This window comes from Nocardioides lacusdianchii (assembly GCF_020102855.1).
Classification (GTDB): domain Bacteria; phylum Actinomycetota; class Actinomycetes; order Propionibacteriales; family Nocardioidaceae; genus Nocardioides; species Nocardioides lacusdianchii.
In genome coordinates this window covers 28,971-55,227 of the sequence record NZ_JADHZD010000015.1, presented here as the reverse complement: position 1 = coordinate 55,227, position 26,257 = coordinate 28,971, and the positions used below count along the sequence as shown (strand labels likewise).

The 26,257-nt window shown below is 71.5% G+C and carries 31 protein-coding genes; 3 read left to right on the top strand and 28 right to left on the bottom strand.

What is annotated here, in order from left to right; genetic code table 11:
• Positions 1 to 16: 16 nt before the first annotated feature.
• Both IRX98_RS23625 and IRX98_RS23620 read right to left on the bottom strand, forming a co-directional pair.
• Positions 17 to 754, bottom strand: a complete 738-nt coding sequence (locus IRX98_RS23625; RefSeq protein ID WP_308045413.1) for an ammonium transporter — start codon at positions 752 to 754, stop codon at positions 17 to 19.
• Positions 655 to 1,284 carry an ammonium transporter gene (locus tag IRX98_RS23620; RefSeq protein WP_308045392.1) on the bottom strand — a complete coding sequence of 210 codons (630 nt, stop codon included), beginning with the start codon at positions 1,282 to 1,284 and terminating at the stop codon, positions 655 to 657. The genes IRX98_RS23625 and IRX98_RS23620 overlap by 100 nt, the downstream gene beginning before the upstream one ends.
• 180 nt (positions 1,285 to 1,464) lie before the next feature.
• Here IRX98_RS23620 and IRX98_RS18155 point away from each other — a divergent pair, with 180 nt between their 5' ends.
• On the top strand, positions 1,465 to 2,280 hold the full coding sequence (locus IRX98_RS18155) for a hypothetical protein (protein ID WP_224279174.1): 816 nt from the start codon (positions 1,465 to 1,467) through the stop codon (positions 2,278 to 2,280).
• A 10-nt stretch (positions 2,281 to 2,290) separates the two neighbouring features.
• Here IRX98_RS18155 and IRX98_RS18150 read toward each other — a convergent pair whose 3' ends face one another.
• The 3 genes from IRX98_RS18150 to IRX98_RS18140 are packed head-to-tail and all read right to left on the bottom strand — an operon-like array spanning position 2,291 to position 5,827.
• Positions 2,291 to 3,031, bottom strand: coding sequence for a PIG-L deacetylase family protein (locus IRX98_RS18150; RefSeq protein ID WP_224279172.1), 741 nt, complete (start codon positions 3,029 to 3,031; stop codon positions 2,291 to 2,293).
• A 41-nt stretch (positions 3,032 to 3,072) separates the two neighbouring features.
• Positions 3,073 to 4,377: a DUF1501 domain-containing protein gene (locus IRX98_RS18145; RefSeq protein ID WP_224279170.1), complete on the bottom strand. Its 1,305-nt coding sequence runs from the start codon at positions 4,375 to 4,377 to the stop codon at positions 3,073 to 3,075.
• Position 4,378: 1 nt separating this feature from the next.
• On the bottom strand, positions 4,379 to 5,827 hold the full coding sequence (locus IRX98_RS18140) for a DUF1800 domain-containing protein (RefSeq protein ID WP_224279168.1): 1,449 nt from the start codon (positions 5,825 to 5,827) through the stop codon (positions 4,379 to 4,381).
• 110 nt (positions 5,828 to 5,937) lie between these two features.
• On the opposite strand from IRX98_RS18140, the gene IRX98_RS18135 reads away from it, so the two are divergent.
• Complete coding sequence (locus tag IRX98_RS18135; protein ID WP_224279165.1) at positions 5,938 to 6,894, top strand: GNAT family N-acetyltransferase; 957 nt, start codon at positions 5,938 to 5,940, stop codon at positions 6,892 to 6,894.
• A gap of 192 nt (positions 6,895 to 7,086) precedes the next feature.
• Here IRX98_RS18135 and IRX98_RS18130 read toward each other — a convergent pair whose 3' ends face one another.
• Positions 7,087 to 7,359 carry a DUF3263 domain-containing protein gene (locus IRX98_RS18130; protein ID WP_224279163.1) on the bottom strand — a complete coding sequence of 91 codons (273 nt, stop codon included), beginning with the start codon at positions 7,357 to 7,359 and terminating at the stop codon, positions 7,087 to 7,089.
• A 46-nt stretch (positions 7,360 to 7,405) separates the two neighbouring features.
• On the opposite strand from IRX98_RS18130, the gene IRX98_RS18125 reads away from it, so the two are divergent.
• A complete protein-coding gene (locus IRX98_RS18125) occupies positions 7,406 to 7,816 on the top strand; it encodes a hypothetical protein (protein WP_224279161.1) in 411 nt (136 codons plus the stop codon).
• On the opposite strand, the gene IRX98_RS18120 is transcribed toward IRX98_RS18125, so the two are convergent.
• From IRX98_RS18120 to IRX98_RS18015, 22 genes are all read right to left on the bottom strand, one after another.
• Complete coding sequence (locus IRX98_RS18120) at positions 7,788 to 8,135, bottom strand: hypothetical protein (protein WP_224279159.1); 348 nt, start codon at positions 8,133 to 8,135, stop codon at positions 7,788 to 7,790. The genes IRX98_RS18125 and IRX98_RS18120 overlap by 29 nt on opposite strands.
• Positions 8,136 to 8,447: 312 nt before the next feature.
• Positions 8,448 to 10,343: a right-handed parallel beta-helix repeat-containing protein gene (locus IRX98_RS18115; RefSeq protein WP_224279158.1), complete on the bottom strand. Its 1,896-nt coding sequence runs from the start codon at positions 10,341 to 10,343 to the stop codon at positions 8,448 to 8,450.
• 36 nt (positions 10,344 to 10,379) lie between these two features.
• Complete coding sequence (locus tag IRX98_RS18110; protein ID WP_224279157.1) at positions 10,380 to 10,685, bottom strand: hypothetical protein; 306 nt, start codon at positions 10,683 to 10,685, stop codon at positions 10,380 to 10,382.
• A 3-nt stretch (positions 10,686 to 10,688) separates the two neighbouring features.
• Positions 10,689 to 11,546, bottom strand: coding sequence for a hypothetical protein (locus IRX98_RS18105; RefSeq protein WP_224279156.1), 858 nt, complete (start codon positions 11,544 to 11,546; stop codon positions 10,689 to 10,691).
• Positions 11,543 to 12,121: a hypothetical protein gene (locus IRX98_RS18100; RefSeq protein ID WP_224279155.1), complete on the bottom strand. Its 579-nt coding sequence runs from the start codon at positions 12,119 to 12,121 to the stop codon at positions 11,543 to 11,545. Before IRX98_RS18100 ends, IRX98_RS18105 begins: the two co-directional genes overlap by 4 nt.
• A 137-nt stretch (positions 12,122 to 12,258) precedes the next feature.
• Complete coding sequence (locus IRX98_RS18095) at positions 12,259 to 13,029, bottom strand: collagen-like domain-containing protein (protein WP_224279154.1); 771 nt, start codon at positions 13,027 to 13,029, stop codon at positions 12,259 to 12,261.
• Between the two features lie 2 nt (positions 13,030 to 13,031).
• Positions 13,032 to 13,346, bottom strand: a complete 315-nt coding sequence (locus IRX98_RS18090; RefSeq protein WP_224279153.1) for a hypothetical protein — start codon at positions 13,344 to 13,346, stop codon at positions 13,032 to 13,034.
• Position 13,347: 1 nt separating this feature from the next.
• The gene (locus IRX98_RS18085) at positions 13,348 to 13,533 is read right to left on the bottom strand and encodes a hypothetical protein (RefSeq protein WP_224279152.1); all 186 of its coding nucleotides are present in this window, start codon (positions 13,531 to 13,533) and stop codon (positions 13,348 to 13,350) included.
• Between the two features lie 43 nt (positions 13,534 to 13,576).
• Positions 13,577 to 14,626, bottom strand: coding sequence for a hypothetical protein (locus IRX98_RS18080; RefSeq protein ID WP_224279149.1), 1,050 nt, complete (start codon positions 14,624 to 14,626; stop codon positions 13,577 to 13,579).
• A 1-nt stretch (position 14,627) separates the two neighbouring features.
• Positions 14,628 to 16,382: a hypothetical protein gene (locus IRX98_RS18075; protein ID WP_224279147.1), complete on the bottom strand. Its 1,755-nt coding sequence runs from the start codon at positions 16,380 to 16,382 to the stop codon at positions 14,628 to 14,630.
• A complete protein-coding gene (locus IRX98_RS18070; RefSeq protein WP_224279145.1) occupies positions 16,379 to 19,705 on the bottom strand; it encodes a phage tail tape measure protein in 3,327 nt (1,108 codons plus the stop codon). The genes IRX98_RS18075 and IRX98_RS18070 overlap by 4 nt, the downstream gene beginning before the upstream one ends.
• Entirely contained in the window at positions 19,702 to 20,235 is a 534-nt protein-coding gene (locus IRX98_RS18065) for a hypothetical protein (RefSeq protein WP_224279143.1), read from the bottom strand. The genes IRX98_RS18070 and IRX98_RS18065 overlap by 4 nt, the downstream gene beginning before the upstream one ends.
• Positions 20,163 to 20,765 carry a hypothetical protein gene (locus IRX98_RS18060; RefSeq protein WP_224279141.1) on the bottom strand — a complete coding sequence of 201 codons (603 nt, stop codon included), beginning with the start codon at positions 20,763 to 20,765 and terminating at the stop codon, positions 20,163 to 20,165. Before IRX98_RS18060 ends, IRX98_RS18065 begins: the two co-directional genes overlap by 73 nt.
• A 126-nt stretch (positions 20,766 to 20,891) precedes the next feature.
• Positions 20,892 to 21,404, bottom strand: coding sequence for a phage tail tube protein (locus tag IRX98_RS18055; protein ID WP_224279140.1), 513 nt, complete (start codon positions 21,402 to 21,404; stop codon positions 20,892 to 20,894).
• Positions 21,405 to 21,408: 4 nt separating this feature from the next.
• Positions 21,409 to 21,630, bottom strand: coding sequence for a hypothetical protein (locus tag IRX98_RS18050; protein WP_224279138.1), 222 nt, complete (start codon positions 21,628 to 21,630; stop codon positions 21,409 to 21,411).
• Between the two features lie 10 nt (positions 21,631 to 21,640).
• Positions 21,641 to 22,138, bottom strand: a complete 498-nt coding sequence (locus tag IRX98_RS18045) for a hypothetical protein (RefSeq protein WP_224279136.1) — start codon at positions 22,136 to 22,138, stop codon at positions 21,641 to 21,643.
• 4 nt (positions 22,139 to 22,142) lie between these two features.
• Positions 22,143 to 22,520: a hypothetical protein gene (locus IRX98_RS18040; RefSeq protein WP_224279134.1), complete on the bottom strand. Its 378-nt coding sequence runs from the start codon at positions 22,518 to 22,520 to the stop codon at positions 22,143 to 22,145.
• Positions 22,521 to 22,530: 10 nt separating this feature from the next.
• Entirely contained in the window at positions 22,531 to 22,965 is a 435-nt protein-coding gene (locus IRX98_RS18035) for a DUF6093 family protein (protein WP_224279132.1), read from the bottom strand.
• Positions 22,962 to 23,339: a hypothetical protein gene (locus IRX98_RS18030; RefSeq protein WP_224279130.1), complete on the bottom strand. Its 378-nt coding sequence runs from the start codon at positions 23,337 to 23,339 to the stop codon at positions 22,962 to 22,964. Before IRX98_RS18030 ends, IRX98_RS18035 begins: the two co-directional genes overlap by 4 nt.
• Positions 23,340 to 23,427: 88 nt before the next feature.
• Positions 23,428 to 24,558, bottom strand: a complete 1,131-nt coding sequence (locus tag IRX98_RS18025) for a phage major capsid protein (protein ID WP_224279128.1) — start codon at positions 24,556 to 24,558, stop codon at positions 23,428 to 23,430.
• A gap of 11 nt (positions 24,559 to 24,569) precedes the next feature.
• A complete protein-coding gene (locus IRX98_RS18020) occupies positions 24,570 to 24,920 on the bottom strand; it encodes a DUF2190 family protein (protein ID WP_224279126.1) in 351 nt (116 codons plus the stop codon).
• A 3-nt stretch (positions 24,921 to 24,923) separates the two neighbouring features.
• Complete coding sequence (locus IRX98_RS18015; RefSeq protein ID WP_224279124.1) at positions 24,924 to 26,189, bottom strand: hypothetical protein; 1,266 nt, start codon at positions 26,187 to 26,189, stop codon at positions 24,924 to 24,926.
• Between the last annotated feature and the right edge of the window lie 68 nt (positions 26,190 to 26,257).

Genomic DNA, 26,257 nt, shown 5'->3' with positions numbered 1-26,257 from the left:
GTTGTGGAGGCCGAGCTCAGGGGCTGACCGACATGCCCCCGAGCTCGTAGCCCTGCTCGGCGTGGACGGTCGCGTCCAGGCCCGCCTCCTCGAGGTCGTCCGCCACGCGCAGCCCCATGATGCGGTCGAGCCCCTGCGCGATGACGTACGTGACGACGAAGGAGTAGGCCAGCACCGCGAGCGCCCCCACGACCTGGCGCCAGAGCTGGTCGGTGCCGCCGCCGTAGAGCAGCCCGTCGATGCCGGCCGGTGCCGCGGCGGTGGCGAGGAAGCCGATGGCGACGGTGCCCCAGAGCCCACCGACGAGGTGGACGGCGACGACGTCGAGCGAGTCGTCGTAGCCGAGGCGGTACTTGATCCCGATCGCGAGGGCACACAGCACGCCCCCACCGATGCCCACGAGGATGGCACCCACGGGTGACACCGAGGAGCACGCCGGCGTGATCGCGACGAGCCCGGCGACCAGCCCGGACGCAGCGCCGAGCGAGGTGGCGTAGCCGTCACGCACGCGCTCCACCAGGATCCACGCGAGGCTGGCCGCCGCCGGCGCGACCAGCGTGTTCACCCACGCGACCGCGGCCGTGTGGTTGGCCGCCAGGGCGGACCAGGCGTTGAAGCCGAACCAGCCGAACCACAGCAGGCCCGCGCCGAGCATCACGAGCGGCAGGTTGTGCGGGCGCATCGCCTCGGCGCCGAACCCGCGGCGGGTGCCCAGCACCAACGCCAGCGCGAGTGCGGCCGCGCCGGCGTTGATGTGGACAGCGGTGCCGCCGGCGAAGTCGATGGCACCGAGCGTGTTGGCGATCCAGCCGCCGACTGGTCGCCGGCGCTGAAGTCGAAAACCCAGTGCGCCACCGGGAAGTAGACGACCGTGGCCCATACGCCTGCGAAGACCAGCCAGCCGCCGAACTTCATCCGCTCGGCCACCGCTCCCGAGACCAGCGCGACGGTGATGATCGCGAAGACCGCCTGGAAGCCGACGAAGGCCATCGCCGGCAGGCCGCCCGCCTCGGTGGTCGTGTCCTCGAGCAGGCTGCCGAGGCCGAGGTACTGCGTCGGGCTGCCGAGCAGCCCACCCCCGACGTCGTCGCCGAAGGCGAGGGAGTAGCCGTAGAGCACCCACAGCACGCTGATCAGGCCCAGCGCGCCGAAGGACATCATCATCATGTTCAGGGCACTCTTCGCGCGGACCATGCCGCCGTAGAAGAGCGCCAGCCCGGGGGTCATCAGCAGCACCAGGCTGGCGCTGGCGAGGACCCATGCGGTGTCGCCGGTGTTGACCACCAAGGACCTCCTTGTGAGTGGGTGCGTGATCGTGTGCCCGAGCTGGAGGTGCCACCGTGGCGGGTCCGGGTTCCGGGAACCTGCGCGCTGCGGTTGCCGGGGCGTAACGCTTTCGCCCCGGGTGTGAACTGTGGGTTACGCGGCAGGGCAGGACGCGGAGGCTGCGTCAGGCTGACGGGCATGAGCGCAGAACACGGCATCGAGGCCAGCGACCCTGCCGAGTTCCTCGTGCGCCCGGACGGCACGGTGCTGGGTGACGACCGCACCGGCGGCACCCTCGCCGCGGCTCTTCCCTACACGGGTCGGCTGGCCCGGCGGATGGGAGAGCTGGTCGGGGTCGGCGACCTGCGGGTGATGGAGGCCTTCGGCACGCACCGGCTGACGGTCGGTGTCACCTGGACCCCGGCCGGCGAGGGCACCTACCGGGCGGCGCTCACGCCCCTCGACCCCCGCACCACGCCGACGTACACGGTGGTCGGTGCCGTCGACACGACCGCGGCCGTCACCCACTGCCTCCAGCGGCTCGCCGGTGTCGACGGCGTCGTGTGGGGCTCGGTCGTCACCGCGGGTGCGCGGGTGATCGGCGCGGTGGGTGAGCGCCAGGACCTGCACCACCTCGCCGAGGTCGGCAACCGGATGCTCGCCATCCTGCGCTCCCTGGAGGACCAGCACGCCACCGGCTTCATGCGCCTGCGGTTCGAGCAGGGCGCCGTCATCGGGGCCTCCCTCGGCCGGCACGCCCTGGTGGCGCGGGCCTCGACGGCCGAGGACGAGGAGCTGGTGGCCATCATCGACGAGATCCGGGCGATCCTGGCCGGCCACGACCTGGCCTCCGTCACGAGCGAGTTCGACCCGTCCGCGGAGCCGTCCGGCGCCCCGGCCGAGCCGGCCCCGCCGGCCTCTGTGCCCGCTCGTCCCGCCCTCCCCGTCGGTGCGCGCTACCGCGGCGCGGGCCAGCGCACCGAGCGGCCGCGCCGCGGCCTGTTCGGCCGCTGACGCCGACGGCTCAGCCCCACCCGAGCGGGAACACCTCGAACGTCGCGGCGTGGGTGACGCCGAGCCCCTGTCCGCCGCCGCGCAGGATGCCGTCGAGGAACTCCTCGGGGTCCCACCCCTCCCAGCCGAGCCCCTCGATGTAGGCCCGGTGCTCCTTCAGCGAGGCCACTCCGGCGTCGAACGTCTGGGTGACGTCGACGGCGTGCGTGGCGTCGGGGGAGCCGCCCGCCCACACGGCGCGCACGCCGCCCCACGGCTCGAGGCCGTCGGTGAGCTGCTCGGGGAAGACCCAGCGGTTGCCGGCATCGCGTACGGCGTCCAGCAACGCCCGGCCCACCGCGATGTGGTCGGCCTGGTTGAGGTTGGTCCCGCCGAAGGTCTCGCGGAAGTTGATCGTCAGCGCGACGTCGGGGCGGTGGCGTCGGACGACCTCGGCGATCGAGCGGCGCAGCGCGACGCCGTACTCCAGGATCCCGTCCGGCAGTCGCAGGAACTCCACCTCGTCCACGCCGACGGCGCGCGCTGACGCGATCTCCTCGGCCTCGCGCAGCGGGCCGCACTCGTCGGGGTGGAGCCCGTCGATGCCCGCCTCGCCGCTGGTCACCATGCAGTAGACGACCCGCTTGCCCTGGCCGGTCCACCCCGCCACGGCCGCCGCGGCGCCGTACTCGATGTCGTCGGGGTGGGCGACCACGAAGAGGGCGGTCTCCCAGTCCTCGGGGAGGGGCTCGAGACGGGGTGCGTCGCTCATGGTCCGAGCATCGCACCCGCGACCGCGCGTGTCTGCCCTCGTCAGGCCATGACGCCGACCGCCTGCGGCGCGAAGCCCGGGAAGACCTGCCCGACGGAGACGCCGAAGCGGCGGGTGACGACCTCGGTGAGCACGCTGCGGTAGTCGGTGGTCACGAGCAGGTCGGCGTCGAGGGCGTCGGTGAGCCCGGGCCAGGAGCCGAGGTAGCGCCCGCCGCGCACGCCCGCGCCGGCCACGAACATCACGTTGCCGAAGCCGTGGTCGGTGCCGTAGTCGTCGTTCTCCTTGACCCGCCGGCCGAACTCGCTCAGCGTCACGAGCGTGACGCGGTCGGCTGCCGGCCCGAGGTCGGCGAAGAAGGCGGCGATCGAGGAGGCGAGGTCGCCGGCGTTGCGCTTCATCTCGCCCCACTCGAGGGTGCCGAGGTCGGTGTGCATGTCCCAGTCGCCCTGGTCGACGGTGATCACCTCGGCGCCGACGCCGGAGCGGACGATCCGCGAGACGTCGGAGAGCGCCTTGCCCAGCTGGCTGCCCGGATAGGCGGTGGCGGGGCTGCCGGCGGGCAGGTCGCGGGCAGCGCCGAAGGTCTCGGCGCCCGCGATCGCGTCGCGTACGGCACGGCCCATCGGCGAGCGGCCCTTCCACGCGTGCTGGAGCGCCCGCAGCCGGCGCCCGTCGTCGTCCGCGCCGGCCACCTCGGCCTGGTCGACCCGGCCGACCACGAAAGCGGGGTTCGTGCCGAAGAGCGACGTCGGCACCTGGTTGCCCATCGCGGTGCCCTGCAGGGGAGAGGCCCTGGGCAGCTCGCCCAGGAGGCGGTTGAGCCAGCCGTTGCGGGCCGTCGACCCCGGCGCCGCGTCCTCGATGGCCTCCATCGCCGCGAAGTGGGAGCGGTTCGGGCTCGCCATCCCGGTGGCGTGCACGGCAGCGAGGGTGCCGGCGTTCCACATCGGCAGGAGCGGCGCGAGGGCGGGGTGCAGGCCGAACATGGCGTCCGGCGCCAGCAGCGCCGTGCGGGGTACGCCGATGCGCGGGCGCGCGGCGTAGTAGGCGGGGTCGCCGTGCGGCACCACCAGCGACAGCCCGTCGGCGGCGCCGCGCAGCGACAGGAGCACCAGCACCGAGCCGGTCGTCGAGGCCAGGCCGGCCGCGGTGCGCCCGGCGACGGCGTACGCCTGCGGTCCCGAGCCGGTGAGCCCGGAGCCGAGCGCGATCGCACCCCCGGCCAGGACGGTCCCACCGAGGAACGCGCGACGGCTGAGCGCCAGGCGGGCCTCGTCGTAGTCGGGGCAGCCGCAGGCAGGGGCGGAGCCGGAGGCAGATGAGGTGGGTCCGTGGGTCGTCATGTCAGCACCCCAGGTGGTCGGGGGAGTCGAGGACCGCGGCGAGCAGCCGGGGGAATCCCCATCGGTAGAGGTCGTGCTCGCGGTCGATCTTCTCCCGGCGGCGACAGCCCGTCGCCAGGGACGCGGTCTCGACCATGGACCTCGTCGCGCGTCGGTGGAGCAGGTCGCGGCACACGTCGTCGACGAGGTCCTCGAACCTGACCGGCTTCTTCGCCGGCACCCAGGCAGCGGGCTTGCGGTAGCGGAGGTCGGTGGTGGGCCACCAGCCGCCGGCCATCGACCAGTGCATGCTCATCGACCCGAGCGCCCGCGACGGCGAGGCCCAGACCGCGTCGGTCACGGGCGTGCCGTCGGGTCGCGGCCAGGCGTGCGGCGACAGCCCCAGGCCGGAGGCCTGCCAGAGCATGGCGTTGGCGCCGGAGTCGTTCTCCGACGGGCGGCCCACGTCGACACCGAGGGCGCGATAGGTCGCCACGACGTCCTCGCTGGGGTCGCGCAGCTTCTTGCCGGCCGAGGACCGGAACTCCTTGCTCGCCACGAGCGCCTGCAGCACCGGCACGATCGCGGTGTCGTTCGTGAGGTAGACCTTCGCCAGTCGTCTGACCAGCGAGGCCGGCGGGTCGTCGCGGACGAACTTGGTCGCGAGCCGCTCGGCGATCCGGTGCGCGGTGTCCGGGTGGTGCGCGAGGTAGCGCAGGTAGTCCCTGGTCAGGCGGCGTCCGTCGGCCTTCCGGTTCTTGTCGCGGAAGCCGCGGACCTGCACGGTGCCGGTCCAGTGGTCGTCCTCGACGTAGGACGCGGCCCACGTCTTCCACAGGTCGACGTGCCAGCCGGTCAGGATCCGCGACGAGGCCTTGACGTCGTCCTCGGTGTAGTTGCCCGCGCCGAGGGTGTGCAGCTCCAGCAGCTCGCGGCCCAGGTTCTCGTTGGGCGCGCGCTTGGTGGAGGTGGCCGCCGACAGGAAGATCAGCATCGCCGGGTGCGTCGTGGTCTCGACGAGCATCTGGTCGAAGCGACCGAGCGCGTGGCGCCGGATCGTGTCGCCGTAGTCGACACGCCAGGTGAAGTGGGCGTCACCGCTCACCGGCACGTGCAGCATGGCCTCCCAGAACTCGGTCATCTTCTCGAGCACCGGGCGGCGGGTGCGGATCCGACGCACGAGGAGCCAGCGGCCGTAGTCCTCCATCACCTGCCAGCCGCCGCGGACCTCCTGGACCTGGCGCTGCCAGAGGTCGGCGGGCTCCCGGTCGAGGTCGGGCCACCAGCCGCGCACCTGCTCGGCACCGCGATCGGGGACCGCGCCGGGACGGGTGAGCTGGCGCTCGAACCACGCCTGCGCGCCACCGGCACGGCGTACGTCCTGGGCGAGGGTGGCGTCGACGCCGTAGCCGAAGCGCGTCACCAGGTGACGCTGCGACGGGCTCAGCAGCTCTGCGCGGTCCTTGGCCACCCGAGGTCCTCCCATCCCGAGACGGCCCACTGTCCCACGACCCGTCGCGGGCGTGGAGCCGAACCCGATATCCGGTTGTCCCGGTCGCGCGGGTGGGGTCGGATGGGCCGGTGGACATCCGCGAGCTCGACGTGACCGACCCCGACGCCCGCCGCCGCTGGTACGACGTCCAGGACCGGTCCGCCCGGGCCGACCGTCCGTACGCCCTCCTCCAGGCGTTCGACGCCTTCGAGGTCTCCGCCACGCAGCCGGGGCCGTACGCTGAGCGCGTCCGCTGGGAGGCGCACGACGGCGACCGGCTGGTCGGCGTGGCCGAGCTCGAGCTCCCGCTCGCGGAGAACCTCGACCTCGGGTGGGCCGAGGTCCACGTGCTGCCCGAGCACCGCAGACGCGGGGTCGGCCGCGCGCTGTGGCACGTCCTGGCCGACCGCGCTCGGGCGGCCGGTCGGACCCGGGCGGGAGGCGAGGTCAGCGTCGACCTCGCCGTCGCCGGGGCAGGCTTCGACTTCGCCACGGCGATGGGCGCGGTCGAGAAGCACCGCGAGGACCACCTCGTCGCGGACCTGCCCGTCGCCCCGCTCGGGATCCACCCGGACTACGAGCTCGTCACCTGGCGCGGTCGCTGCCCCGACGAGCACCGCGAGCACTACCTCGCCATGCGCAACCAGATGAACGCCGACGTCCCGGCCGGAGAGCTCGACGTCGAGACCACGGTCCTCGACGACGCCAGGCTCGCCGCTTCCGAGGAGCGCCTCGCCCGCTCGTACGACGTCCGGGTGGCCGCCGCCCGCCGCCGGTCCGACGGCGTCCTCGGCGGCTACTCGCTCCTGTTCGTGCCCCACGGTGCCGACCACGCGTGGCAGGACGACACGCTCGTCATGCCCTCGCACCGCGGCCATCGGCTCGGCGGCGCGCTGAAGGCCGCCGCGTACGCCGCCCTGCCGCCGTCCATCACGCTCGTCCACACCTGGACCGCCCCGTCGAACACCGCGATGCACCGCACGAACACCGCGATGGGGTTCCGTGTCGTCGAGCACATGTACGAGGTCGAGATCCCCCTCGCATAGGGTGCGCACCGAGGGGCGGTAGCTCAGTCGGTCAGAGCAGAGGACTCATAATCCGATCCGGCCTCTGGGGCGGGGTGCAGTGGGGTGTGTGGGCGCGCTCAGGTTGAGCGTGGCTGAGCGTGAGTCGGGGTCCCGAACCGAAGTGGGGTGTAGCGGCGTCGATCTTGTGGCTGCCCCATGTTCTGCCCCACGTCAGGCGTCGAGCTGCTCGTCGACGTCGACGTCGAGGCGGCGCGCAGAGCGCTGTCGCGCGCGGGCGTCGCGGAGGCGGCGGAGGCGGCGTACGAGGAGCGGGTCGTACGCCAGGGCCTCGGGCCGGTCGATGAGCGCGTTGACGCGCTGGTAGTGCCGCGTCGACGAGCAGTCGAACGTGTCCCGGATGGCTTGCTCCTTGGCGCCGGCGTACTTCCACCAGTGGCGCTCGAAGTCGAGCACGGCCTTGTCGTCCTCAGTCAGTGTCCCCATGCCGCAGGACCGTAGGTGGGGCCACCGACAGCGCTAGCCTGCCGTCGTGTCCGATTCGGGATGGATCACGCAGCGCGAGGCCGCGCGTCTGTTGGGCGTGCACCCGAGCCTGATCCCGAAGATGCTGCGCCGCGGCGACCTGGTTGCGAGGAGAGAGCGGCCGTCGCTGTCCCGCGCTGCTGTGCTCGAGCTCGCCGGCGTGCGCGCTGCCGCGGCCGAAGCGCGGCGCGCGGTGAAGCCGTCGGGGCCGGTGCCGCCGGACGACGAGCACGACTGGCTCCTCGCCCGCGAGGCGGGCGTCGTGATGGGCGTCGGGCCCGAGGCGGTGAAGGTGCGCGCGCGGCGCGGGCGGCTGCCAAGCGTGGTGCACGACAGGCGCAGGTGGTTCCGCCGCGATCACCTCGAGCTGGTGAAGCGTGCGGACGAGGTCAAGCGGGGGAGAGCATCCCCTGGCTGACCCACATCTCGACGATGGCCCAGCCGTCGGGTTCGGGGGCGGCGACGGCGATGCGGCCGTCGTAGTGGCCGCCGGTGTTGCGCCAGCCGAGGAGGAGGGCGGGCTGTCGGCCTCGTGGTCCGTCGTACCAGCAGTGCTTGACCGGCGGCGGATGGTCGGCGGGCGTGGCGTCGGTGAGGGCGTCGGCCCAGGGCGCCGGTGGTGTGCCGTGGAAGTCGGACGTGCCGTGGCCGTAGCGCCGAGCGGCCTCGCGCTCGCGGGTGGTCTGGGTGCGCTGCGCGAGGGTCTCGCGTCCCCCGGGAGTCATGCCGCCTGCCATGGCGCCAGTGTGCGCGCCGGGTGCGACAACGCAGAACAGGCCCCGGTCGTCGCCCTCGGGATGAGGACGACGACCGGGGCCGTGTTGGTGTTGCGGGAGCGCGCCGAGGTAGCGTGCGGCGGTGTTCTTCTTGGGGTGGTTGTGGCGGTATCGGATGACGACGCTTTGGCTTGTTGTGGCCTGGGCGCGCGTCGAGTTCGGTCCGCCGAGCAACCTGACGACGTTCCCGGGCTACTGGGTTATCGTGGCGACCGGGTTTGTTGCCGCAGCCCTCTTCGACCGTCGCCGAGAGCGCGAGAGGTCCGCCGGGAGCTAGGGGACGTAGGTGCCGGCGACGACGTTGGCTGCCTTGCTGTGTCCCGTGGTGCCTGCTCCGGTGGTCAGCGCGCCCTTGATGATGTTGCCTGTGGTGAGGCAGCGGGTGGACTGGTTGACGATCGCCGATCCGGCGAAGATGTTGTCGGAGACCACCGTGTCGCTGGTGCCGCCCGCGTCGGCGCCTACGGCAAGATCCGCGACGACGGTGCCAGGTAGTCCACCGACGTTGGTGTCGCGGACAACGTTGCCCCGCACGATGGCGTCGTTGGTGTTGTAGACCCAGATCGCAATGCGGTTCTGCGCGCTGCCGTTGTCATAGGTGCCGGTGTTCGTGATGACGTTCCCCGAGATGACTGCGCCGGTACCCCAGTCCACGCCGATGCCGTAGCGGCCTGCCTCGCGGATGATGTTGTTGGAGATGTTGACGGCTCGAATGTTCCGCGCTGCGCCAGACGTTCCGCCGATCACACCGATGCCTCGCCCCTGGGATGCGGGCTTGAGGTTCATCCGGTTATTCGTGATGGCGATATCAGAGACCACGGCGGCGGGTGCGCCGTTCCAAATGATGCCGCCGAAGCACTCAAAGATGTCGTTGCGGCTGATCTCGAGGTGGCCCCAGTCCCACGGCTTGATGGCCCAGTGGACGCTACGGAAGACGTTGTTGGTGATGACGATTTCGGTACTGGCGGTGCCGCTGGTGTGTGAGCCGATCCCGGTCGCGGTGGAGTCGTGGAAGTAGCAGCCCGAGACGATGATGTTGTTGCACGGGGTGTTGTCGTAGGGTCCGAACCAGGGCCAGACCGCGCTGTCCTTCATCAGGTCGATCTGGACAAGCTCGGTGGAGAACACGTCAAGGCTGTTGTCGAATTCGCAGTTGAGGATCTGGCCGTGCTGCACGCCGTTGAGCTCGACACAGTGCCAAGTGCCGGACAGATTGGTCATCCGCATGTCCCGGATGGTGATCCCCTTGGCGTGGGCGAATCCGACCAGTGTGCAGTTGGTGGTGTGGTTGAACCCGTTGCCGTCGATGACTCCACCGGAGATGGTGATGTTCTTGGATGCGTCGTAGCCGCCGATGCTGCCGTCGCTTTTGTTGCGGATCATGTTGGCGTAGGCGCTGGTTCCTCGGAGGAGCACGGCACCGGAGTCTAGGTCGAGGTGCGTGTTTGACCCGATCTGTAGGCCGGTGCCGATGTTGTATGTGCCGTCTGGGACGTCGACCCGTGCGCCGCCGCGTGCCTCTGCTTCATCGAAGGCGGCCTGGAATGCGGGTGAGTCGTTGGTGATGCCGTCGCCCTTGGCCCCGAAGTCCTTGACGTTGAGGGCGCGGCGGTCCTGCCGGGCGTACCGGGATGAGAGTGCCTGCGTGGTTAGGCTGCTGGGCGTCTCAACGAGGGCCGTGGTCTGCCCGTCTGTGGTGCCGAGGTCGTCGACTACGCGCGCCTCTACATAGGCACGGTCGGCCTCAACCTCGTCCCGCAGCCCTTCCATCTCGTCGCGGAAGTCGGAGCGCCACGACGGGGGCGCGGTGATGTTGTCCCAAGCCTCGTCGATGTCCGCGAGGTTCTTGTTCGACGTCAGCGGGAAGCTGCTGGTGACGATCGTCTCGGGATCCCTTGTGCGGCTGCCGGTGGGGGCGCACTCGATGGTCACGCGGTAGCCGAAGGGGCGGGGGTTGTCGGCGCTGTTGGTGGTGACGAGGTCGGGGAAGGTGACGATCCCGAAGGCGTCGGGCACCTCGCGGCGGCCGCCGATGCGGATGGTGGTGCCGTCGACGACGATCAGGCCGTGGGGGGTGTCGGGCTCGACCCACACGGAGGCGTTGGCGTTGGTGAATCGCTCGCCGATGACTTCCTTGGCGTTGACGGTCAGGGTGGCGTAGGTGGCCATGGGCGGCGGTCCCTCTCGCGGTGGTGGTGGTGGAGGTCAGAAGCGGTGCTGGTCGCCAGCGCTGGCGTCGGGCTCACCCGGGTCGGCGGGCGGCAGCGGCGTGGGGATGCTGGACGCGGGGTCGAGCACGGCGCGCATCACCCACGACAGCGCGGAGACCGCGATGGACTGGAAGAACGCGAACCCGACGAGCACGCCGCCGAACTCGCCCCACGACGCGGCGGAGGTGACGGCGGACAGCAGGGACACGACCACCGCGGCGGCGATGGTGAACGCGAGGCCCTGGAGGAAGGTCCGCAGCGCGCGGTTGCGGGCGTCCGCGGCGAGGGGTCGACTGGTCATGGCTCAGTTCTCCTTGGTGAGGTGGTTGCGGATCCGCTTCGGGAGGAGCGGCCAGCGCAGGGTGTGGACGTAGGGGCGGTGGTCGGAGGAGTCGTCGTCGGCGACGAGCCAGCACCAGGGTGTGGACCAGCCCAGGACCCGCCGCGACGTGACGACACCGTCGATGAGCTGCCGGCCGTGGGTGCCACCCCGCTCGGGGCTCGAGCCGTCCCAGCCCTGCACGAGCCGCAGCGGCCGCGCGACGTACTTGGCGATCGCGCCCCGCTCGGAGGGGATGCGGTGGTTCTTGTTCCAGTCGGCCTCGAAGACCAGCTCTGCGTGCGGGTCGCTGGCGCGGATGTCGGCCGCGAGGACCCTGAGGCCGCGGGCGACGTCGCGCCAGATCTCGGCGCGCAGGTCCGTGTTGTCGAGCGGCGCGTGGAGGACGACCACGTAGAGGTGGCGCCGGTTGGGGCGGCCAACGACCTTCAGCGGCACGACAAGCGCCTCGACGGGCGGTGCCTCGCCGCCACCGTAGGCAGCGGACCGGCGCCATGTCATGGTCGTGAGCTTGCGCGTGTACGGCGTGCCGGCGAGCTCGAGGTGGCTGGTGCGCCACGTGGCCCAGCACTCCCCGGCGCCGCGGCCCTTGATCCAGGCGTAGTCCCATGCCTGGTCGGTGCCGAGGATGTCCTTCATGTCCTTCCAGCCGCGGCCGGAGGCTTCGGTGCCGGTGACGTAGGAGACCCGGTGGCGGGCGAGCAGGCGGCCGCGGGTGACCTTGCGGAGTCGGCGGACCGAGCGGGCAAGGGACGCGTCGGTGCGGTCGAATCGGCCGGAGGAGTGGATGCCGAGCGCGCGCCGTGGCGCCCGGGTGGTCACTTCGTCAGCGCCTTGAGTCGATCGATGTTGGTCGTCGCGCGCTTCGTCCAGCGACGCCACTTCGCGCGCCTGGCCCGGGCGACCTCGAGCTTTACGATCCGGCGCCGGCGCAGCTGCTGCTCGCGGTGCCAGGCGATGCCCTGGCGCCAGGTGCGCTTGGGCCACAGCGCGGCGTGGAGCGCGGAGTCGTCCGGCACGTCACCGAGGAGGCCGTCGCCGCCGGCGTATGCCTCGGTGATCTGGTTGCGTCCCTGCTGGTGGAGGTGGGGGCACCCGATGAGCACCCAGTGGGTGTGTCGGTTGTTCGCGAAGGAGCCGGTGACGCGCGGCCAGGACACGGCGCCCATCTGCCGGGCGACGTAGGAGATCCGCTCGTCGGTCTCCCAGATGTCGCCGGCACCGCCGCGGCTGTGCACCAGGGCGGACGCGCTGGCCATGCCGATGAGCTGCGCGATCGTGAGCGGCTTCGTGATGATGCCCTGCTCGAGGAGCTCTTCCTCGAGGGCGGGGATCCACTCAGCGTCGCAGGGGCAGCCGGGCTTGCCTCGGACGGGGACGGCGTAGGGCAGGGACATGGGTCACTCCTCGGGGAGAGGTGGGAGCCACCTGCAGGTGCAGTGGCCGAGGGGTTGCCGACAGCCGCCCGGGCAGAGCGGCTGGAAGACCTGAGAGGTCCGGGCGATGAGGTGGGCGAGGTGGACGCGCAGCCGGGTCACTCGGGCAGGACGCCGCGCCCGCACTCGTAGGTGGCGGTGGTGCCGTCGTCGTAGGTGACGGTCAGCGTGAACGGGGTGACGGACTCGCAAGCGATGGTCTCGATGCCGCGGCCAGGAGCACCGGGCGCACCGGGCGCACCGGGCGCACCGGGCGCACCGGGGTCACCCTTCGGGCCAACGGCTCCGGGCTCACCAGTAGGTCCTTGCGGACCTGGCTCGCCGCGGGGCCCGGGCTCGCCGGCGGGGCCGGTGTCTCCGGTGTCGCCCCTCGCTCCGGTGGGTCCAGTCGGGCCGATCTCTCCACGCGCGCCGTCCTGGCCGTCTGCTCCGGCGGGGCCTCCGGGACCGACAGGCCCGGTGGGGCCGGGGAGGCCGGGCTCGCCCGCCTTGCCGGCGGGGCCGGTGGCGCCGCGCGGGCCGGTGGCTCCGGGCTGCCCGTCGCGGCCGTCGGAGCCGTCGAGGCCGGGAGGTCCGACAGGGCCGCGCTCGCCGCGGGGTCCCGGGATCAGGACGGCCTGGTCGTCGGACTCGACGCGCTCAGCGGCTTCCTCGAGTGCCGCGCAGGAGAAGCCGGTCTCCGCGAGGTCGGCGCGCTGGACAGGGTCCGCGCACGCCTCCTGCGCCTGCTCGGCGAACGTCACCACCACGGCGCCGCGGTTGTCGGCCTTCTGGTTGGCGTCGCGGGTCAGGAAGTAGAACGCGATCGCGACGATCGCGAGGCCGGCGATCGAGACGAAGATCCACCAGCGGGGTGTGGGTCGGGGCATGGTCAGTCCTTCCGCATCGAGCGGGGCTTGGGCCACCAGGCGCACAGCGCCAACGTCAGCAGCGACAGGGTGAGTGTGAGGACCGAGACGCCGGTCGCGGGTGCGTCGACCCGCGTGTACCAGAAGGCGCCCCACGTCGCGCCGGCGAGGAAGCCGGAGCCGATGATGAGCAGCAGCCGGTAGTGCCACACGTGGTCGGGCTTGGCCCAGTCGGCCGGCCATGCGCGGACGCTGCGGTAGACGAGCCACAGGAACGCGACCGGCGCGACGAATCGCACGATCTCGCGGCAGGTCTCGTAGAACTCGGTCACGGGCACGTCATGTCCCTCCTCGGTTGCGGGCGTTCTGGTCGATGCCGATGGCGGCGAAGAGGCCGCCGCCGATGAGCAGCGAGAGGGCCGAGTCCCCCTTGGTCGCGACGTTGAAGATCAGGAGCAGCAGGAGCGCTCCGAGGATCGTCAGTCGCGCCCAGAGGGGGAGTCCGCCGTTGTTCGTCGTGGGCACGCATGGCTCCCTCCGAGGTCATGCCGTTCGCGCGGTTGGGGAGTCACGCCACACCGGCTGCGGCCAGTGCGTCCTCCATCGGGGAGGACAGCCCGGCCGGCTCGATCAGGACCGTGGAGTCCCGGTGCCGGGTCCTGGCGACACGGATCAGCGCCGTGGTGCCGCCGTCGAGGTCGGCGACGTCCTCGGCCAGCCCGTGGGCGGTGATGGTCTGCGCGGGCTGCCCGAGGTCCCACAGGTCGACGGGCTCCTGGCGGACGTTCACGACGTCGCCGTACTGCACCTCGACGGGGCGCTCCCAGCCCATGCCCGCCCGGCCCTGGGACAGGATCCCGGCGAGGATGCCGAGGGCGGCTTCCTCGGTGATCGGCTGACCTTCGGCGAGAAGGACGGTCAGCGTGCGCTCGCGGTAGCCCCACCGCTTCGTGGCCTCGACGTCCTCGTAGACCGCGGGCTCGTAGAGGCCAGTCGTGACGGAGTTGTAGCGCGCGATGAGGCAGGAGGCGTAGCCGTCGGCGTTGCGGCCGAGGCCGTCGACGTCGGGAAGCAAGTGCATCGTCGGCGCTGCCCAGTCCTGCATGAACGCGAAGCGGTAGGGGTCCACTCCCCACAGGTGGCCGCGCTCCTTGGCGGAGGCGTCCATGAACTCCGACACCGAGTGGGTCCGGTCCGGGTCGAGGTTCGGCATCCCACGCACGAGCGGCTCCGGCGACAGGTCGTAGATCGATCCAGTGCCATCGGGGCCGCGACGCCACGGCATCCCTCGCCCGATCGGACCATCCACGGCCGCGTGAACTGACGTCGCAGGGGCCAACGAACCGTCGAGGGCAGTGAATTCCTCACCGAGCCGCCACAGCCCGACTGCCTGCAGCAGCTCGCCGCGCGTCGGACGGTTTAGCCGGCCCGCGGCGATCCTGATGCCGCCGTAGTCGAGCGTCACCAGCGCGCCGGGCCGGAAGAGAGCGTGGCCTCGCGAGATGTCGAAGGTGATCGACTCCGTGCCACCCGGCCAGCATTTCACCAGCTCGAGGTCCCCCCACGGCATCATCAGCGACACGCGGCGGCCGTCGATCAGGAGGTCGGGCTGTTCCACCTCACACCACCAGGACGGGCATGTGCGTGTTCCCGGCGGGGCGGAAGGTGGCTTCGACGGTGGTGTCGAGCGCGCCGGTGGTGCCGACGTACAGGTGCGTCGTGCCCGGGTTCATCGACAGCGCGCCGGCCCAGGCGGGGAGTTCGGTCTCGAGGCTCATCGGCGCGGCGTCGTACTTTGGGCCGGAGCCGGCGTAGACGACGTCGTGGTCGACGTCGAGGTTGGCTGCGTCGACCCAGATCTTGCGGTTGAGGCCGGCGTTGGCGATGACGAGCCGGCCGAGGGTGCGGTTGAAGAAGAGGACCTCGTCAATGAACAGGTTCCGCTCGTCGGGTGCAGCAGCGTCCTTGACCCACCCGAGCTCGACGCGCACGTATGTGAGCGACCCGGGAGGCAGAGCCGCGCCCGGGAGGTCGACGGCGCCCAGGAGGTCGAGCTTCACCTCGCCTGCGGCCCACGTGAGGGTCTGGGTGCGGACCGTCTCGAGGATGATCCCACCGGTGGCACCGCGGAGCTGGATGGTCGCGGTGAGGGTGCCGGTGGTGGTGACGCCGCCGGCGACGGGGCGGGCGCAGACGAACATGGAGTGGCTGCCGGTGTAGAAGTCGGTGGCGGGTACCTCGAACGCGATGGCGCTGCCGGAGGTGAGGGTGCTCTGACTGCCGGAGAGGTTGGACGAGGTGGTCGCGCGGGTGTGGGTCGCGCCGCGGGAGATCGCGGGGTTGTACTGCGGGCCGCCGTAGATGAGGGCGATCCCGAGCGGAGTGGTGGCGGACTGCACCAGCAGTGACGCGGGCGTACGCCGGGAGCCCGGGACCTCCACCGCGCGGGTCTGCTGCCGGGCCTCGGTCGACCTGGGACCGGACTGCTTGCGGATGTCGACGAACGCCATTGCGGTGAGCGCACCGGCGACGCCCTCCGGGCTGCCAGCCGCCCACGTGAACCGCAAGGCATCCACAGTCGGGTCAGCCAGCGGAGTGCCGTCGTAGACGTGGTAGTTGCCGTCCATGCCCCTCAGCGCGAGAGTGCGCCAGGTGCTGCCGTTGGCGACCTCGACCTTGTCGGGGCGGTTGCCCCAGGCGGTGAGGTAGCGGTCGGTCGTGAGATCGACCGAGCCCGAGCGGGTCGCGGTCATCGTCGTGCTGCCAGCCTCGGGCGTCACGACGAGCTTCCCGGCCGACGTGGACAGCGTCGCGCCCGTCGCGGTCCAGCCCGTCGCCGAGGAGCAGTCGTCGACGGTGACCGGCACCGACGCGCCCTGAACCAGGGCCGGCATCGTGATCCACGAGTCCGCGTACGCATGGGGCAGCGCCGACAAGGTGAGGCCGTAGCGCAGCTCGCCGAGCTCGTAGCCCAGGTCCCAGTCCTTCGTGCTGGTGTCGTGGTGCAGGTCGGCGAAGTCGATGACGAACACCGTGGGCGCGACCCCCAGCTTGGCCGGGGGAGTCCACACCAGCTCGCAGCGGCGGCCGTCGATGAGGTCGAGCTCCTGCTCGCCACCGACGAGGGCCGAGTGGGACGGGGCAGACACCTTCAGCTTCAGTGGGATGCTGCGGTTGCTGTCGCGGTCCTTCGTCGACCTGGCGCCGTCGAGCATCGCGGTGCGCAGCGTCCGGCGGACCGCTTCGATGTTGCCCCAGCTGGTGCCGTTGGTGAACGTCTTGACGTGGTACTCCCCGAAGGGACCGTCGTTCCAGCCGGTCAGGTTGATCGAGCCGCCCGACCAGCGGACAACGAGTTCGGTCGCGGCAGTCACTGGGTGCTCCATTCGCCTCGGGTGCGTCGTGCTGCCTCGTTGCCCCACCCGCGCACAGCGAGGGCCGCCTCGCGGCCAGCCGCGACACCCGTGCGGGCCGGGCCTTCCTCGTTCAGCTCCTCCACCTGCGACGCGGTGCGCTCCTGCGCGGCCGCGAGGCTGCCGATCTGCGCCTCGAGGGCCTTGAGGGAAGCCGTCTGCGCCTGCAGCTCGACGAACTCCTGCTGCTGCACGGCCTGCGCCTGGGCGTACTCCGACCCGAACGCCAGCTGCCCGGCCCCGCCGGCAGCGGTGGAGCTCAGCGACTGGTACTGGCTGTAGAGGGCGGCGTACTGGCCGATCTCGCCGCGCTGGATCATCCCGGCGATGTCCTCGTTCGTGCCGGTGAGGAGCTGCGACAGCGCGTCCCCGGTCAGCCCCAGGTCTCCGAGCTGGGCCTGCAGGTCGATCCGCTCGGTCAGCCCGGCGTTGGCGTTGGTGAGGTTGGACAGCGCCCCACCGCCGGCGCCCTCGGCCCAGGGGTTGGAGGAGCTGCTGAAGAGGTCGAGCCCGAAGTTGGAGAGGGTGTTGCGGCCGGCGTCGGCCATCTTCGAGGCCCACATGTCGGTGGCCTCGGTCGCATCCTCGAGGGCCGCGCGCTGGGCGTCGACGGCGGCGGTCTGGTTCTCCGCGACACCGGTGAGGCGGTCGATCGCCGCCTGCAGGGAGTCGGAGTTGTCGACCACCGAGAACGCGGTCCGCGACCGCTTCCTCTCCACCTGCCCGCCGGTCGCGTACCGCATGGCGTTGTAGCCGTCGAACATGTGGACGCCGTACTTCTGCACCGCGGCGGCCTTCACGACGTACTCGCCGTTGGACGCCAGGATCGGGATGTCGTCCGACGTGCCCGTGCCCGGGCCGCGGAGCAGCCCGCCGCCAGCCTTCCTCGTCGCGCCGGGGGCGCCGGACAGGTAGGGCAGCTCGCCGCCGCCACCGCGGCGCACGCTGACGTTGACGACGATGTTGCGGTCGATCGCCGCGAGCTGGGCGTTGATCGAGGTGATCGCCTGCGCGGCCGCCTCCTTGTTCACCTTCACAGTGGTGGAGACCTCGCGCGGGACCTTCGTCGTGGCGTCGACGTACTTGTTGATCTCGTCCTGCCCGCGCTGCCAGGCACGGTTGGCCTTGCGGATCTCGGTCTCCGTGGCGTTCGCGAGCTGCCGCATCCGCAGCGCACCAGCCGGGCCGGCGTCCTCGAGCGCGGCGATGAGGCCCTTACGGAGCCCCTTGTCGGCGGCCTTCTCGGCGTTGAGGCGGAAGTTGCGGAGCGCGTCGGCCTGGCTGGCCATCTGGGCGATCCACTCGTTGAGGGAGACCGTCGAGTCGTCGAGCCCGTCGCCGAGGTTGAAGAACTCCCGGGCGGTGTCGTTGGCGGCCTTGCGGGCCTCCTTCAGCGCGTCAGCCTGCCCCTTCGTGAGGGGCTCAGCGCCAGCCATGGCGGAGCCGACGCCCTCGGTGGCGGCCGCGAGCTCGGCGTCTGCCTGCGCGGCCAGCTCGGCGTCGTTGGCCTGCGCCGCGAGGGCGTCGTTGTAGCCGGGGAGGAGCGACGTCAGGCTCTTCACCTGGCCCTCGGTGAGGTCGTACTGCTCGGCGATCGTGGCGAGCGCGTCACCGGCGAGGTCGGCGTTGCCCGACGACACCAGCCCGGCCAGCGCCTCGTCGAGGGAGTCGATCTCAGCCTTCGCTGCGCGGAGGCTGGAAGCCTCACCGAACAGGCCCTCGAAGGGGGTCTGCAAGGTGTCGGAGATCTCGTCGGCACGGCCCGGGTCGGCGATGCGGTCGATGCTGTCGCCGATGGAGTCGAACTCCTCACCGATCCGCCCAGAGAAGCCGTCGGGGAGGTTGGCCATGTCGATCAGCCGACCCTCGAGGGTCTCCACGCCAGGCAGAGCCTCGTCGGTGGCACGCTGGATGGCCTTGATGCCCTCAGCAGCGACAAGCAGCACGGCAAGACCGGCGCCGGCGGCGGCGAGGCCCTTCATCACGCCGGTGGCCTTGCTGCCCGACGCCTCGAGAGAGTCGAGGGCCTCGCGGGTGTCGGCGATCCCGCGGACCAGCTTCGACCCGACCCAGATGGACCCGCCGATCAGCGCGGCGCCGCCCATGATCACGCTGGTCGCGGTCTGCGCAGAGGAGGGCAGCTCGTTGTAGGCGTTGATCGCGGACGTCAGCCCTTGAGTGAGTCCGCGAAGGAACCCCTGTGACCCCGACCCGGTCCCGATGAGCGCCGTCTCGAACGCGCCGCCGAGCTCTTCGAGGTCGCCCTTCAGGTTGTCGAGCTTGGTCTCGGCGGTCTCGGCCGCGAACCCGGCGTCGTTGACCTGGGAGGTCCAGTTCGCGATGCCCTCGGCGCCGTTGTCGTAGATGATCGACGCGGCGCGTACGGCGTCGGAACCGAAGATCGTCTCGAGTGCCATCGCGCGCTGCTCGTCGGTGAGGCCGGACAGGCCGTCGCGGAGCTGCCCGGCGAGCGCGGTCATCCCGACGAAGTTGCCCTGGGCGTCGAACGCGCTGATGTTGTAGGCGTCCATCGCGTCGGCGGCGGCCTTGCTGTTCGGGGTGAGCGCCGCCAGCATCGTCTTGAACGACGTGCCGGCGTCCGACCCGAGGAGCGACTGCTCGGCCATCGCGGACAGCGCGCCGACGGTTTCCTCGAGCGACAGGCCCGTCTGGGCGGACACGGTGCCGGCCTGCTTCAGCGCGAGCACCATGTCGGACACGTCGCCCTGGGCCTTGCCGGCGCCGGCGGCGAGGAGGTCGGCCACGTGGGTGGCCTGGTCGCCGTCGAGCTTGAACTGCGCGAGGGCACCGGCCGCGGCCTCGGCTGCGTCGGCGACCTCGAGTCCGCCGGCGGCTGCCAGGTCGAGGGCGCCGGTGAGGCCGCCGTCGAGGATGTCTTTCGTCGACACGCCCGCCTTGGCGAGGTTCTCGATGCCAGCTGCGGCCTCAGTCGCGGAGAACGCGGTCTCGGCGCCGGCCTCGAGCGCGGCCTCGCGCAGCGACTTCATCCCGGCTTCGGTCTCGCGGGTCGCGGCCTGGACGCTCGACATGGCCTGGTCGAAGTTCGCGGTCTTCGTGATCGCCGCGCCGAGTCCGACCGACAGCGCGAGGGACGCGCGGCCGGCCTGCCCGCCGATGCGGTCGAGGGCTTGGTCGGCGCTGACCGTGGACCGCTCGACGCGGCGCATCGCGTCCTCGCCGACCTTGCCGGCCTTCTGCGCCTCGCTGATGTAGTTCGACGCCTCCATGGAGAGGCGGACGACCACGGACCGGGTCTCGCTCACAGCTCACCGCCTTCCAAGGTCGCGTCGGTACGGCGCCCCGCCGATGGCGCGGGCGGGGTCGGGGCGGTGGTGGTGCCGCCCATCTCGAACGGCGGGAGCGGCTGGACGGTGAAGTCGCGGCTCGTGTCGGTGGAGACGAACTTCCGCTCCGTGCCTTCACGGGCCGTGCAGGCGTGGCAGACGTACTCGTGGACGTCGTCGAACCAGCCGTCCATGTCGGAGTGCCAGGCCACGTCGATCGCGAAGCCGCAGCCGCCCGGGCAGCGGGTCTTCTCGTACGCCCTGAGCCCGCCGATGAGGGCGTGGTCCTCCGCGGTGTACGGCGGCCCGGAGATCGCGCGCGTGATGCGCTCGGGGTGCTCAGGGTCGCCGTACTCGTAGGTGACGATGGGGAGCCGTACGCCGAGGTAGAGCGTCGGCGCGATCCCGGCCTCGCGGGCGGCCGAGATCAGGTCCCTTAGGAGTGGGTCCTCCGCAAGGAGAGAGGCAATTTTGGGACGTCGATGCCGCCCTCGGTGCAGGCCTCCCACGCCTTGTTGACGAGCTCGTTTATCGAGCGCTGCGTGAAGACCTTCCGCAGCTCGCGGACCTGGTCGAGGGTCAGCTCGGGCTCGATCGCGGTCTTCGACAGCAGGAGGTTGAAGAAGTCCTTCTTGTCGCCCTTCTCGGGCATGTTCTTCTTCACGAACGGCGCCCACTCATCCGACGACATGCCGCGGAACCTGACCGACCACATGGCCTGAGCCATCTCGCGGCGCAGCACGGGGATCCGCTCGTTGATCTGCGCGACGCGGGTCCGGGCGGTGACGTCGCCGAGGGCCTCGTCGGTGTCGTCCTCCATGAGCTCGCCGGTGGCGGTGACGAGGGTGGCGAGCTCGTCGAGCAGCTCGTCGAACTCGGCCTGGAGGTCGCCGCGGACGCACACGTTGGCGGTGCGCTCGATGCGGCGTGCGCTGGCAAGGACCTCGTCGACGGTGAATCGCTTGGGCTTCACCAGCGCGATGGGGTCGGGCGCGGGCGTCGACGTGGGGTCGTCGCTCAGGGTGGTGTCGTCGTTCATCAGGTGGTGCTCCTGTCGAGGGAGGTCGAGGGGTGTCGAGGCGGGCTGTCGAGAGGCTGGGTGACGTCAGGGGTGGTGGGTGGCCCTCGACGTCCACCCACCACCCCGCTCAGGGGATGCGACCGGTCAGGCGCCGGCGGCGACCACGCCGTCGTCGCCGGACTGCGGCTCCATCGGCACGCGGCGCTTGATGTAGCCGCCCGCGTTCGAGGGCCGCTGCGGACGGTCGGTGAGGAGCTCCATCCACAGGTACTCGTCGCCGTCGGCCCAGTCGGCCGTCGAGAGCTTCCCGGACTCGCGGAGGAAGCCCCACACGGTCGTGCCCTTCTCCTTCACGGCCTGGTAGGCCTCGTCCTCGAGGAGGTCGGCGGCGCCGGTGACCTCGTCGAAGTAGCGGAAGAAGGTGGCGCCGGCCTGGAAGTTGTCGGCGCCGATCGCGTTGGCGTTGTTGGTGGTGCACAGCGCCTTCTCGTTGACCTTGTCGGAGTCGGCGGGGGAGAAGGTGAAGTCGGAGGCGAGGACCGCACACGACGCGTCGACGCCGGCGTTGAGGATCGTCGCGGTGACGGCGCTCGGGTTGGCCGGCTTCTCGGTGAGGATCGTGAACTTGAGGTGGCCGTCGGCCAGGCTCTTGGGCATGGGGTTACTCCTGTCCCGCGGCGGCCGCGGACTCGGTGTTGGCCGACGCGTCGGGGGTGACGACGTCGGTGGCGGGGGTGGCCGAACCCAGGGCGCGGGTCTCGGCAGCGGTCTGCTTCGGGGTCTTGCGGAACGGCTTGCCGAGGGTGGGGTGGTCCATCCAGTGCGCCGGCACCCGGTGCTTGAGGCCGGTGGCCCTGGAGTAGACGTTCACGAACTGGCCCATCGGGGACTCCTCAGGTGGTGGCGGTGATCTGGAACGGCAGGCGGACGTAGAGCCGCTCGGGCTTCATCTGGTCGTCGACGAGCAGCGGTCCGGGCTCGTAGCCGACGGGGAACCGGATCCGCCCGCACGCCAGGCCGGGGATCGTCGGCGTCCAGCGCAGGACCCGGCCGGTGATGCGGTCGATGAGCGCGAGGAGGTCCTCGACGTCGCCGGCGACGGCGGTCACGGGGAGGCTGATGGTGAGGTCGACGTTCTCGTCGGCCAGGTCGGCGTCAGGGCCGGGACCGCCGGCGCCGGGGTAGAGCACGAAGTAGGCCCGGACCCGCATGTCGCCGTTCGTGGGGTCCTTGGCGGGCGGGTCGTCGGGGATCGTGCCACCGGCGCTGACCAGCGTCTGCCCGGGCAGCGGCCGCCCGATCTGGCCGTAGTAGCCGGTCGCCTGGGTGACCCCGACGAGGCGGGTGGCGACAGCGTTCGCGACAGTGCGGCGGGACACGACGGCGGCCACCGGGTCAGGCCTCGGTCTCGGCGATCGTGGCCAGCGCGGCCTCGAACGGCGTCACACGCCGGTCGAACGCGTCGGCCAGGAACGGGCGGCCGGGCATCACGGAGGTGCCCTCGTGGACGTACAGGCCGTAGTCGACGGTCGGGCCCACCTCGCCGGTGATCTCACCGGTGCGGCCGTCGCCGGAGATGGTCGACGTCGTGGAGTTCATCATGTCGCCGGTGTCGACGGCGTCGTACGCCTCGATGAGCATCTTCGCGTCAGCCTCGATGTCGAAGATCGTCTTGCGGAACACCGCGGACCCCTTGGCGCCGACGCGGCCCCCGGCGGCGGACAGGCGGGTGCTGTAGGCAACGACGGTGGAGGCGTCGAACTCGATGCCCATCGCGGCCTCCTCAGTCGATGTGGGTGCAGAACAGGTGGCGCTCGAAGCGCTCGGTGCCGCGGCCGACGTGCTGGACCCGCAGGGTCGTGCCGACGAGCAGCTGGTCGGTCGCCGCGGTGACGTGCACCAGGTGGCCGGCGGTGACGCCGTCGTGGTCGGCGGCAATCGCGACGAGGAAGTCGACGACGATCTCGGTGTCCTCGCCGGTGCGGATGGTGTTCGCCTCGCCGTTGAGCTCGAGGACGCGGGCGGGCACCTCGGTGGCGTACGGCGGGACCGGGGTCGTCACCATGGCCTGCTCGTCGTCGGAGAAGACCTGCACGGTGCCGGGGACCCGGAGGGACACGCGGCCGCGGTGGGTGCCGGCGGCGACGACGCGGTGCGGGGCCTCCCAGTCGGCCGGGATCACCTGGCGTCGGCCGGAGCCGGTGTGGTGGCGCCTCACGGCCAGTAGCCCGGCTCGTGGCGGGTGAGCTCGGGGCCGCGGTGGCCAACGTTCATGGGGACGATCGCGAAGAACCCGTCGTCCGCGTCGTCGTCGGCCTTGTCGGCCTGCGAGCGCAGGGAGGCGGCGCGCTTGCGGAGCGAGTCGGCGACCTTCGCGCCGTCGGTCGCGAGGTCCTGAGTGCGGATCGCCTTCGAGGTCAGGGCCTCGTCGTCGGCGATGGTGTCGAGGGCCTGCGCGGCGGCCCGCTTCACGTTGCCGTCCTCGAGGGCGAGGAAGGTGGTGATCTCGTCGTCGGTGAAGACCGGGTCGGTGGTGGCGGTGTCGTTGATGAGGAGCCGGACCTGGCCTTCGGGGGTGCTGCTGGTCGCCATCACGGGCTCCTCACGTCACGGTGGTGGTGCCAGGCGGGGCGAGGAGCGCGAAGCCCCTCGCCCCACCTGGAGGCGATCCGAGAACGGATCAGGCGGAGCCGGTGCCCGCGTAGGTGTGGATGGGGTCCACCTGGGCGGCGCCGGTGACGTGCCGCACGCGGTAGCGCACGGAGTCGTCGTCGAAGTCGCCCTCGTCGGGCTGGCGGGCCTGGCCGGCGTTGGCCTTCTGCCGGATGTCCGGGGTCTCGAAGCCGCGCAGGAACGCGACCGCGATGGCCGGGCGGCCCTGGTTGGGCGTCGGGAGGACGAACCACGCCAGGCCGGGGAGCCGGTTGACGACCTCGAGGTCGACCGTGCCGCGGAGCGGGTTGGGCTCCACGGACGTGCGGCTGCCGCTGGTGACGCGCAGCTCGGTCGCGTTGAGGATCCGGCGGGCGGTGAACTCCTGCGCGGGACCCACCACGAGCTTCAGGCGGGGCGCCGGGACGATGTTGCCCTCGGCGTCCTTGCGCTGACGCACGGCCTCGATGGCCGTCTGCAGGTTGGCCTCGTTCAGCACCCCGGCGACCGGGGCGGTGTTGAGGTTCCCGTAGCCGGAAACCGCCGAGTAGTCCTTGAAGAACCCCGTGTTGGGGGCGCCCGTGGTCAGGTCGGCGATCTGCTCGAGCGCGGCGTTGGTCTCCGTGATGGAGGCCGCCTCGGCGAACCGGTTGGGGATCTGCATGAGCTCGTCCAGGTCGTCGTTGACCATGGCCTCCCACGAGAACCCGAACTGGCGGCCGAACTTCGCCACCTGGATCTCGAACTCGCGGGTGTCGGACTCGGCGCCCGGGTAGGCAGTGAGCTCGGGGACGCGGTCGAGAGCGGTGCGGCCGCCGAGGATGTCGACCATCTTCTTCGGCTTGAAGTTCCGCACCAGGGTCCGGGTCGCGAACCCGGCCCACTCCGCCTGGATGTTGGTGTACTGCTGGAGCAGCTCCCGGTCCAGGACGTCGCCGGTGGCGGAGACGAACAGGTCGGAGGTGGACAGCGCCTCGCGGACCTGGACGGCGGCACGGATGTCGCCCTCGAAGACGCGCTGCCACAGGGTGGCGGCCTCGACGATCGCGCCACGGCGGCGCGGGGTGTACTGGCGTCGCGTGATGGGCGAGACCCCCGCGAGGGTCTGGTCCTCGGTGAGCCCGAAGGTCTCCGCGACGTTGATGAGCGTGCTGGTCATCGTGGTCCTCCTCAGACCTTGGCGAGCTTGACGGGGACGATCTCGCCGGCGGTGGTGCCCTTGGCCTCGACCACGTGGCCGAAGAGGGTGTTGCCGGACGCGACCGGGGTGAGGGAGCCACCCGAGGTGATGTAGACGGCGCCACCGACGGTGATGGCGGTCGTGGTGGTGATCGGGAGGCGGTAGACGCCGGCGAGCCACACCGAGGCGTAGCCGTCGGCGTTGCCGCCCTCGCCCTCGGCGGTCGCGGTGACGCCGGGGAGGGCCCCGACCATGACCGGCGCGCCGGAGGCGGTGTCGGCGGCGACCGGGAGCGACAGCTTGTCGGCCGGGTCGTTGGGGTAGAAGTGCTCGTTGCGCATGGGTCAGGCCTCCTTGACCTGGCGGCCGAAGGCGGAGCCCACGGCGGAGTCGATGTCGGACTCGCTGATCGCGGCCGGCTCGGTGGCGATGCCACCGAATCCGGACACACGGCCGGCGCCTGCCGCCTCGGCGAGCCCGGCGAGGTAGGTCTCCTCGGTGGTCCGGGCGGCGTCGACGGCGGTGTCGAGGGCAGTGGTGTCGAGCTGGCCGGCCTCGGTCAGCGGGACGGTGCGGGTCGCGGCCTCGACGATCCGGTCGACCGTGGAGGTCGGCAGGGCCGCGTTGGCGGTGGTGACGCGGGACCGAGCGTGCGTGATCGCGGACTCGCGGGCGCGCAGCTGGTCGCGCTCCCGCTCGGCCGTGATGGCACGCTGCTCGGCGGTGGTTGCGCGCTCCTCGAGCGCGGTCACCCGGCCGGCGTCCTCGCGAAGGCGAGTGAGCTCGCTCTCCTCGATGTTGGGCATGGTGTCCTCCTCGGACTCCTCGGTGGTGGTGCTTCCCGGCCGGGCGACCGGGACGTAGGTGGTGACGGTGCGGACCTCGGTCCGCTCGCCAGTGAGGGTGACCGCGCCGTCGGCCGCGGCGTACGTCTGGCCGTACATGCGCTCGACGCCGTCGGCGCTGACCTGGAACCAGACGGTCGTCTCGTCGAAGTCGCGGACGTAGGTCCAGCGGTCTTCGCCGCCGTACGTCAGGCCCAGCGCGTTCTGCAGCTGCTCGCGGGTGTCGTTGTGGGTGGCCTCGACGACGCCGGCGGACTCGAGCACCGACAGCACCCGCCCGCCTCGACCGGCCCTGGTCACGAAGTCGACGGACGACAGGTCGGCCAGGCCCTCGATGATCGGACCCTTGCGGCCCTCGGCCTCACCGACCGTGATGTCGGTCGCCGACCCCCGGATCGAGAGGCCAACGTTCTTGGCGAACGCCTCGTCGGTCAGGAGCTCCTTGTACGCCTGAAGCGGGCGGACCTTCCCGAGGATCCCGCCGGTGGCCGGGTTCACCGTCCCGGCCTCCTCGATGACGGCGGCGAGGTCCCGCACGGACCGCTCGGGCCGGTCCGCGTTCTCCGCGGCCGAGGGGTGATCGAAGTACATGTGGGTGCCGACCGCGAACAGCGGCGCGGCAGCCTCCACGACGGCGCGGGAGTAGTAGCCCGACGACCCCCACCCGGGAGTGATGAACTCGACCTCGAGGAGGCCGGACTCAGCACTCGGGTTCGTGGTCGCCTCGGCGAGAGACCTCACGGACTCGTGCAGCGGCTGGGGCATGGTCAGACCTCCCGGTCACGGGTAGCGTTCTGTCGGTGGGAATGGACGACGACGCCGACTGCGCCGGG

Excerpts from the sequence above, each read along its gene's own strand:
- IRX98_RS18155 (WP_224279174.1), top strand. The coding sequence starts at position 1,465 with ATGAGCGCAGAACACGGCATCGAGGCCAGCGACCCTGCCGAGTTCCTC.
- IRX98_RS18150 (WP_224279172.1), bottom strand. The coding sequence starts at position 3,031 with ATGAGCGACGCACCCCGTCTCGAGCCCCTCCCCGAGGACTGGGAGACC.
- IRX98_RS18145 (WP_224279170.1), bottom strand. The coding sequence starts at position 4,377 with ATGACGACCCACGGACCCACCTCATCTGCCTCCGGCTCCGCCCCTGCC.
- IRX98_RS18130 (WP_224279163.1), bottom strand. The coding sequence starts at position 7,359 with ATGGGGACACTGACTGAGGACGACAAGGCCGTGCTCGACTTCGAGCGC.
- IRX98_RS18120 (WP_224279159.1), bottom strand. The coding sequence starts at position 8,135 with ATGGCAGGCGGCATGACTCCCGGGGGACGCGAGACCCTCGCGCAGCGC.
- IRX98_RS18115 (WP_224279158.1), bottom strand. The coding sequence starts at position 10,343 with ATGGCCACCTACGCCACCCTGACCGTCAACGCCAAGGAAGTCATCGGC.
- IRX98_RS18110 (WP_224279157.1), bottom strand. The coding sequence starts at position 10,685 with ATGACCAGTCGACCCCTCGCCGCGGACGCCCGCAACCGCGCGCTGCGG.
- IRX98_RS18100 (WP_224279155.1), bottom strand. The coding sequence starts at position 12,121 with ATGTCCCTGCCCTACGCCGTCCCCGTCCGAGGCAAGCCCGGCTGCCCC.
- IRX98_RS18095 (WP_224279154.1), bottom strand. The coding sequence starts at position 13,029 with ATGCCCCGACCCACACCCCGCTGGTGGATCTTCGTCTCGATCGCCGGC.
- IRX98_RS18060 (WP_224279141.1), bottom strand. The coding sequence starts at position 20,765 with ATGAACGACGACACCACCCTGAGCGACGACCCCACGTCGACGCCCGCG.
- IRX98_RS18055 (WP_224279140.1), bottom strand. The coding sequence starts at position 21,404 with ATGCCCAAGAGCCTGGCCGACGGCCACCTCAAGTTCACGATCCTCACC.
- IRX98_RS18050 (WP_224279138.1), bottom strand. The coding sequence starts at position 21,630 with ATGGGCCAGTTCGTGAACGTCTACTCCAGGGCCACCGGCCTCAAGCAC.
- IRX98_RS18040 (WP_224279134.1), bottom strand. The coding sequence starts at position 22,520 with ATGGGCATCGAGTTCGACGCCTCCACCGTCGTTGCCTACAGCACCCGC.
- IRX98_RS18030 (WP_224279130.1), bottom strand. The coding sequence starts at position 23,339 with ATGGCGACCAGCAGCACCCCCGAAGGCCAGGTCCGGCTCCTCATCAAC.
- IRX98_RS18025 (WP_224279128.1), bottom strand. The coding sequence starts at position 24,558 with ATGACCAGCACGCTCATCAACGTCGCGGAGACCTTCGGGCTCACCGAG.
- IRX98_RS18020 (WP_224279126.1), bottom strand. The coding sequence starts at position 24,920 with ATGCGCAACGAGCACTTCTACCCCAACGACCCGGCCGACAAGCTGTCG.
- IRX98_RS18015 (WP_224279124.1), bottom strand. The coding sequence starts at position 26,189 with ATGCCCCAGCCGCTGCACGAGTCCGTGAGGTCTCTCGCCGAGGCGACC.